This window comes from Cobetia sp. (assembly GCF_983723665.1).
Genome location: NZ_CFDJES010000099.1, coordinates 2207 through 10045 on the forward strand (window position 1 = coordinate 2207; position 7839 = coordinate 10045).

General features: G+C 63.5%; 8 protein-coding genes. 5 read left to right on the top strand and 3 right to left on the bottom strand.

Annotation, left to right across the window (positions count from 1 at the left end; genetic code table 11):
- The 3 genes from bufB to AC4FAH_RS10480 all read left to right on the top strand — a co-directional run.
- Positions 1-804: MNIO family bufferin maturase (gene bufB, locus AC4FAH_RS10470; protein WP_490245994.1), on the top strand; the 804-nt coding region annotated here is incomplete at its 5' end.
- Complete coding sequence (locus AC4FAH_RS10475) at positions 801-1607, top strand: HvfC/BufC family peptide modification chaperone (RefSeq protein WP_490245995.1); 807 nt, start codon at positions 801-803, stop codon at positions 1605-1607. The genes bufB and AC4FAH_RS10475, both read left to right, overlap by 4 nt.
- Before the next feature lie 77 nt (positions 1608-1684).
- Positions 1685-2158 (top strand): DoxX family protein, encoded by a 474-nt coding sequence (locus AC4FAH_RS10480; protein WP_490245996.1) that lies wholly within the window; start codon positions 1685-1687, stop codon positions 2156-2158.
- 124 nt (positions 2159-2282) lie between these two features.
- On the opposite strand, the gene AC4FAH_RS10485 is transcribed toward AC4FAH_RS10480, so the two are convergent.
- From AC4FAH_RS10485 to AC4FAH_RS10495, 3 genes are all read right to left on the bottom strand, one after another.
- A complete protein-coding gene (locus tag AC4FAH_RS10485; protein ID WP_192838676.1) occupies positions 2283-3395 on the bottom strand; it encodes an App1 family protein phosphatidate phosphatase in 1113 nt (370 codons plus the stop codon).
- 199 nt (positions 3396-3594) lie between these two features.
- Positions 3595-4074, bottom strand: coding sequence for a Dps family protein (locus tag AC4FAH_RS10490; protein WP_043333228.1), 480 nt, complete (start codon positions 4072-4074; stop codon positions 3595-3597).
- Positions 4075-4438: 364 nt separating this feature from the next.
- Entirely contained in the window at positions 4439-6436 is a 1998-nt protein-coding gene (locus AC4FAH_RS10495; RefSeq protein WP_054555244.1) for a BCCT family transporter, read from the bottom strand.
- 412 nt (positions 6437-6848) lie between these two features.
- Between AC4FAH_RS10495 and AC4FAH_RS10500 the strand changes: the two genes are divergently transcribed.
- Positions 6849-7472, top strand: coding sequence for a hypothetical protein (locus AC4FAH_RS10500; RefSeq protein WP_286988389.1), 624 nt, complete (start codon positions 6849-6851; stop codon positions 7470-7472).
- A partial coding sequence (locus tag AC4FAH_RS10505) for a hypothetical protein (RefSeq protein WP_490245997.1) occupies positions 7472-7839 on the top strand: 368 nt, incomplete at its 3' end. The genes AC4FAH_RS10500 and AC4FAH_RS10505, both read left to right, overlap by 1 nt.

The following is a 7839-nucleotide window of genomic DNA, read 5'->3' on the forward strand; positions in this document are numbered from 1 at the left end:
CCGGCGCTGGGGTTTCTCGAGATTCATGCCGAGAACTACATGGGCGCCGGCGGGGCTCCCCATGCCCGGCTGGATGCGCTGCAGGAGTATCCGCTCTCGATTCATGGTGTCGGCCTGTCGCTGGCATCGGAGCGCCCGCTGGATGCCACGCATCTGGCGCGCCTCAGAACGCTCTGCGAGCGTCACCCGCCCACCAGCGTGTCAGAACACCTGGCCTGGGCCGGCCATAGCGGCCACTTCTACAACGACCTGCTGCCGGTACCGCTGACGGACGCGATGCTGGCACGGGTCAGCGATAACCTGATGCAGTTGCAGGACACCCTGGGCCGTCAGGTATTGATCGAGAATCCCGCCCACTATCTGCGTTTCGATGCACGCGAGCTGGGAGCGGAACTGATTCCCGAGACGCATTTCCTCACTCGCCTGGTCGAGCGCAGTGGCTGCGGTCTGTTGATCGACGTCAACAATGTCTTCGTCTCGGCGCACAACATCGGGATCGATCCCGCGGCCTGGCTGGAATCCATTCCGGGCCACGCCGTCGGGGAGATCCATCTGGCGGGGCATGGCGAGGACACGCGTGAAGGTCTGTTGATCGACAACCATGGCGCGCCGGTCTGTGATGAGGTCTGGGCGCTGTATGCCGACTTCATCAATCGCATCGGGCCGCGGCCGACGCTGATTGAATGGGATACCCAGATACCGGCGCTGGAGGTATTGCTGGGGCAGACCACGCGCGCTCAGGCGTTGCTGCACAGCACACGGGCGCAGCAGCTGACGCGCTCCGACATGGAGGGCGACCGATGACCTCTCTCGAGCGGCATGCCAGCGCTGAGCGCCAGCCCGACTGGCAGCGCGCCTTCATCGAGGCACTCACTAAGCCCGATGCCGCGCTTCTGGGTATCGAGGCAGGCCATCAGCAGCGCCTCGATGTCTATCGCAACAATGTCTGGGCCAGCCTGATCAGTGCGCTGGAAGAGGCCTATCCGGTGACCCGTCAGGTGGTGGGCGAGCGCTTCTTTGCGGCCCTGGCCCACGATCATTCCCGCCAGCATCTGCCGCGCTCACCGCTGATGATGGAGTACGGGGCCGGGCTTGCCGAGACTCTGCACACGACCCTGACCACGCTGGTCGAGACGCGTCAGGTGTCGGCCGCTCAGCTGCCGTTCTATGCGGTGGACCTGGCCCGCTTCGAGGCCGCTCGCCTGGTGGCCTATCACGCGGCGGACGCCGAAGCCCTGGTGCCGACCCAGCTGTCGGGATTGCCGCCGGAGGCGGTGATGGAACTCAGGTTCTCGGCGCACCCCGCGGCTTGTCTGCTGCACCTGGAGCATGCGGTGCTCGAGATCTGGCAGCGCCATCAGCATGCAGACGCGACGCTTGAAGGGCTGGATATCGCGCGGCCGGAGCGGATCTTGATCACGCGCCCGGCGCTGGAGGTGCAGGTCACGGTGCTGTGCGAAGCCGCTGCCTTGCTGCTCGAGCTGCTGCTGGCGGGGCAGACGCTGGCGGACGCGGCAGCGCGGCTCGCGGACGCGCACCCCGAGCAGGAGCTGGGGCAGTTACTGGCTCCATTGCTGGCAAGCGGTGTGTTCCTGGCGCTGGACTAGTCGCGCATCAAGCTGGTCATTACAAGCCAATCATTCCCCTTTTTAGCGCCCCGGCGCACCCTTGAGGAGGCCTCATCATGAGCCTTGAATCATCAACGACGCCTGCGGTTCGTGCCGGTGTGACGGGGCAGGTCCTGAAAGTGTTCGTCTGGCTGGAAAACCTGCGCATGGATGCGGTGCTGATCCTGATGCGCGTCATCGTCGGCGCGGTATTCTTCATGTCGGCGCAGACCAAGGTCGACGGCTTCTCGATCAAGGACAGCACCTTCTTCCTGTTCGAGCACGAATACGCCTTGCCGCTGGTCTCGCCGATACTGGCCGCCTGGCTGGCGACCATCGCCGAGCACCTGTTCCCGCTGATGCTGTGGCTGGGGCTGGGGACGCGCTTCGCGGCGCTGGGGCTGGCTGTCATGACGCTGACCATTCAGCTGTTCGTCTACCCTCACGCCTGGGTGACCCACGGCCTGTGGCTGTCCAGCCTGCTGGTGCTGGTATTGCAGGGCCCGGGACGCCTGTCGCTCGATCAGCTGATTCGCTCACGCATCGCCTGAGGCCGTCATTCGGCAGAGTCGTTCGGTGAGGCTCATATCAGTCGCGCACAACGCAAGACGGAGACCCCAGGGTCTCCGTCTTGCGTTCTATTGCCAGCTATCTATCCGCTGGCTATCGAGGCGCTCAGGCCGGCTCGTCGGCGAGTTGATGCTCGATCTCGGCACGTACCATCTCGACGCTGGCGGCATCGATGTAGCCGTTGGCATGCGCGTGGTGCGCCATGTCGAGGCTATCGGTGCTCAACAGCATCACGCAGCCGAGCGCGGCCAGCTCCTCGCCGAGCTGGTCCAGCTCGGCCTTGCGCGAGTCCGAATCGCCTATCTGGCGAATGTAGATCGCGCAGATGCGACCGGGATAGCGGCGCACGACCTCGGCGTAGACTTCCGGGTCATGCTGGCCGCTGTCGCCGATAAGCAGGAACTGCATCTCGTCATACAGGCCGAGCATCTTCTCGATCAGCGCCTGCTTGTGGTCTTCGGAGCGTCTGGGCAGCGGGCGTTGCAGCGTCAGGCCCCACTCGCGCAGGAACAGGATTGGCCCGACCGGAATGCGGTTGTGCTGGAAGAAGACCTCCAGCATCTCGTAGATGCTCCACGGACCACGCGACACATAGAGCAGCGGGCGCTGCTGCTGGCCGTCATCACCCTCATGGAGTGCCTGATAGAGCGCGGCCACGCCGGGGAAGGCGGTGCGGCGCTCGGCGGACTCGATGAACAGGCGGTAAAGCATCTTGAGCTTGTTGGCGACACCGGTGTACATCACGGTGTCGTCGATATCGCTGATCACCCCGAGGCGTGTGCTGATGGGCGGCAGATAGACCTGCGCCTCGCCCTCCACCGGAGGCTGCTTCGGCGGACACGCCGTGATGCGGGCGGTATGCCACTGGCCCTGGTGCTCCAGCGGCTCATCGAGCGGCAGATGCACGCTGAAGTAGCCATCGCGGTCGGTGATGGCGGTGGTGCGGTTGTCTCCCAGGGCGACCTCTACCTCGACGCCGCTCTTGCCCCAGCGCAGCATGCGGCGACCGACATCCATCAGGTCGCGCCCGGCGCCGGGAGCCAGCTGGCTGCGTGAGCCGGGCTGGCGGAAGATGCGCCCCATCAGAAAGGCTTCGCTGTGCGAGCCGTAGCCACGATAGGCGTGAATGACGTAGCCATCCTTGCCCTGGGCGTGGCGCATGGGCTTGGCAGCCACATGCAGCAGCTTGCGTAGCAGACGTGTCAGCGGCAGTGACATGCAACCCTCCTGGTCGGTATTTGGCGGGCCTTCATGGCCACATGACAACGCCGCCTTTCGAGTCCCGCGTGTGCAGGGTCGAAAGGCGGCGTTCACACTGCGCGAATGCCTCGCGGCCCAGTGTCAGTCAAGTACAGCGTCAGACAGCAGCATCAGAGATCCGCACTGACATGTCCTGGCGCTGCATTGGCTTGAGCGCTTACTCGCCCAGGTAGGCGGACAGCATCCACACGGTCTTTTCCTGCTCGCGGATGTAGTCACCGACCAGTGAAGCGGTACCTTCATCGTCGGCGTCAGACGCGACGGACATGATCTCGCGCTGCAGTTCGATCAGGGACTTGTAACCGGTCAGCAGGCCCTTGACGCAAGCCGTGCCGTCGCTGACGTGGGTGTCTTCCTTGATGGTGGCGACGCGCGCGTAGTCACTGTAGGCGTGCAGCGGCTCGTGACCCAGGGTCAGGATACGCTCGGCGATCTCGTCGACCTTGGTCAGCAGGTCGGTGTAGGTTTCCTCGAACTTCACGTGCAGCTCGAAGAACTGGTTGCCCTTCACGTTCCAGTGGTAACCACGGGCATTCATGTAGAAGGTCTGGTAGTTGGCCAGCAGGATGTTGAGGTGCTCGGCCAGCTGAGTGGCGCTGGCAGTGTGCAGGCCGATGGCATTGGTATCGTTGGACATGAAGACTCTCCTGGAAAATGTGAAGTGAACGGCATTGTGGGGAAAGTGGAGATGCAGGTGGCGAGCCGTGCTGCCAGTATGCCACCAGTGTAGAGGCTGGGCGGGATGCAGGGTAACGAATTCACTGTATCGCCCTCATCGGCCACCCCTATCGTCGCCGGCGCACCACCCTCAAGCCGTAGATGAATGCCTGGTAAGAGATGTGGTGCGCGCACGCGGTTTTCAAGGTCGCACACGGATATTGCAGCCAATGTCGTCGGCTCGGATATTCTGATTTCGGCCACATACGCAAAGGCCCCGCACGGGGCGGGGCCTTTGCGACAGCCATGTCATCAGCTGTCATCACTTCTGCAACGCTCAGGCGTCAGTTGCGCGCCATGTGCAGGAAGTGCATGTGCTTCTCGTACTGGTCCAGCACGTCGCCGATCACCTGCTCCTTGGTGTAACCCATGACGTCATAGGTCTGGCCACCTTCACGCAGGAAGACCTCGGCGCGGTAATGGCGTTCCACGTCGCTGGTGCCCTTGCGCTTGACGTTGCGCAGCGCGAAGGCCGGTGCTGCATATTCGCGCACCCGCACACCGTAGACGAAGTCGACTTCCTCGCCGTGGCTGACCTGCAGATAGCTGCGGTCTTCCTCGTCATTGACGCGAGTATCCAGGCCCTGGGCCTCGAATTCCTTCGCGACATCCGCCAGTGCCGGCGTGACGGTGTTGATCAGGTACTGCTCGACGTTCTTCTGACGCGGCGTCTCGACCAGGGTCTGGACGCGCTTCTGCCAGCTGCGTGCGCCACCGGCGGTGTGGCCCGGCGTGTTGCTCAGGTGCTGCATGGAGCGTTGCTTGACGCCCTCGAGACGCAGTGCCTTGAGCAGGCCATAGCAGACGAACATCAGGATGATCGCGAACGGCAGGGCAGAGGCCAGCGAGGCGGTCTGCAGGGCGCCCAGACCACCTGCCATCAGCAGCGCCACGGCGACGAAACCTTCGGAGAAGGCCCAGAAGACACGCTGCCAGACCGGAGATTCGTCACCTTCCTTGGAGGTCAGCATGTCGATGACCAGCGAGCCGGAATCCGAGGAGGTGACGAAGAAGGTCACCACCAGCAGGGTGGCCAGCATGGAGGTGATGCTACCGAACGGGAACAGCTCCAGGAACTTGAACAGTGCCACGGATGCATCGGCGGAGACCGCTTCTGCCAGGTTGCCCGCGGTATCGGTCAGCAGCATGTGCAGGGCGCTGTCGCCGAAGAAGGTCAGCCACAGGAAGGTGAAGCCCATCGGCACGAACAGCACGCCGTAGACGAATTCACGGATGGTGCGGCCACGCGAGACGCGTGCGATGAACATGCCCACGAACGGGGACCACGCGATCCACCAGCCCCAGTAGAACAGGGTCCAGCCACCCAACCACTTGGACGGGCCATCTTCCGGGATATAGGCGAACATGTTGAAGGTCTTGTCGACCACTTCGCTGAGGTAGCCACCGATGTTCTGGATCAGCGTCTGCAGCAGGAAGATGGTCGGGCCCACGCACAGCACGAACAGCATCAGCGCCAGTGCCAGGCCAAGGTTCAGCTCGGAGAGACGACGGATGCCGCCGTCCAGACCCATGACCACGGAAACGGTCGCCAGACAGGTGATGATGGCGATCAGGATGATCTGGGTGGTCAGGTCGTTGTCGATATCGAACAGATAATGCAGACCGGAGCTGACCTGCAGCACGCCCAGACCCAGCGAGGTCGCGACCCCGAACATGGTGCCGAAGACGGCGAAGATATCGACGGCGTGGCCGATCGGGCCATGGATGCGCTTGCCGATCAGCGGATACAGCGCAGAGCTGATGCGCAGCGGCAGGTTGTGGCGGAAGCTGAAGTAGGCCAGCGCCAGCGCCACCACGGCATAGACGCCCCAGGCGTGGATGCCCCAGTGGAAGAAGGTGGTCTTCATGGCTTCACGCGCGGCCTCGACGGTGCCGGCATCGCCGACCGGAGGTGCAGTGAAGTGGAAGACAGGCTCGGCGACGCCGTAGAACATCAGGCCGATGCCCATACCCGCGGAAAACAGCATCGCGAACCAGGAGCCGTAGCTGAAATCAGGCTCGGAATGGTCTGGCCCCAGCTTGATGTCGCCATAGCTCGAGAAGGCGAGACCCAGCGTGAAGATCACGAACACGCCCATGGCCAGCAGGTAGAACCAGCCGACGGTGTCGATGATCCAGGTCTGGACATGACCGAAAGCGGTCTGCGCGGTATCCGGCATGGCGACCGTAAAGATCACGAACGCCAGAATCACCACGGCGGAGCCGAAGAAGACTGGCGGATTGATCTTGGCGACCGTGGGCTGGTCGGCATTTTCTGACATAAATTTCTCTCCCTGATTGCCTATTCGTCGATAATGGTAACTTATTGAACCTGTAGCGTCGTGAGTTGTCCGCGCGATATCGTTTCCATATGTAACCAGTGTTGCGCGCGCTGACCAGCGGTTTGCGCGCCGAGCGAGCGGCCCTGACAGTGCTGGCGTTGCGTGAACATCGTGCGAAATGGCAATGGCGGTACGGTCTTGGCTTGCATTGTCGGGTGCTGGATACGGTAGGCGCTGGCATGGCTGGGCGCTAAGATGAGGCTTCCTGCATCCAGGGTATCCCGCTGTCTCGATACCATAATTATGCAGAAACCCTACAAGACTTATGTGTCAGTCTAGTGCCTCTGGTGTGTCTCATGGTGTGAAAATCGTGATGCCGCGCCGGCTCAAGTGGCTGACCGGAGACGTTCGCATGCTCCATCGACTTCCCGAATTTTCCGCACGGCCGGACGTGGCTGACCCGTCAGCGCGCTCGCGCCTGCCGCGCATGACGCTGCTCGCAGTGGGGCTGGTGCTGCTGAGCGGCTGCTCGGCCCTGTCCGGCAAGGACCCGCTGGCCGCGAATGACAGCGCTGGCCTGCCCGAAGCCTGCATCTTCCCGCGTGAGGGCGATGCCAATCAGTGGTTGCGTGCCGCGGCGCAGGTCGTCGAGGCCCGTGGCTACAAGATCCGCGAGAGCGAACAGGCGCTGGGCGTGGTGACGGGTGAGCGCAAGGTGGACCAGCCTGGCCTGGGCGCGATCGATGGGCCCTTCGGCTCGCGCATCGGCTTCTCGGTGGGCTATGGCGTCGCGGCGGGCAATGATTTCGGCGTGGGCGTCGGCAATGACACCTTCCGCGATGACCCGATCAGCTTCGAGCGCATCTCGCTGGTCGCGCCGGATGAGCGCGTGCGCGTGATCCGCGATGAGCAGGTCATCAATCAGGGCGGCTACGTCATCGATGCCCGCCCCCACAATGACAGCGACAGCTGCCGCCAGATCGAGCGTCAGCTGCAGGCTGCGCTGGCGGGTCGTGATCCACGGGAGGTTCGCTGATGAACATGCGCAAGGCATCTCCACGCTCGCTGTGCCAACGTCTGGGGCTCGCGACGCTGCTCGCCGGCCTGCTGGTGCTGGGTGGCTGCATGAATCAGCCGACCCATGCGCCGGACTCGCGCACCGCGGTGATCGCCCCCAACAGCGGCACCCTGACCTCCCAGCAGGTCTTCGTCACCCTGCTGACGACGCTGGCGGAGCGTGGCTTCATCATCGAGCGCGCAGACCCGGACCTCGAGCGCCTCGACGCCAGCTACGCTGCCCGGCCGCCGCTGGCGCTGGAAGCCTGGGTGAGCGAGGTCAACGGCCAGATTCGTCTCAGCGTGAGCGGTGACAGCAATGGTGCCGATATCGCGCCGGGCCGCCT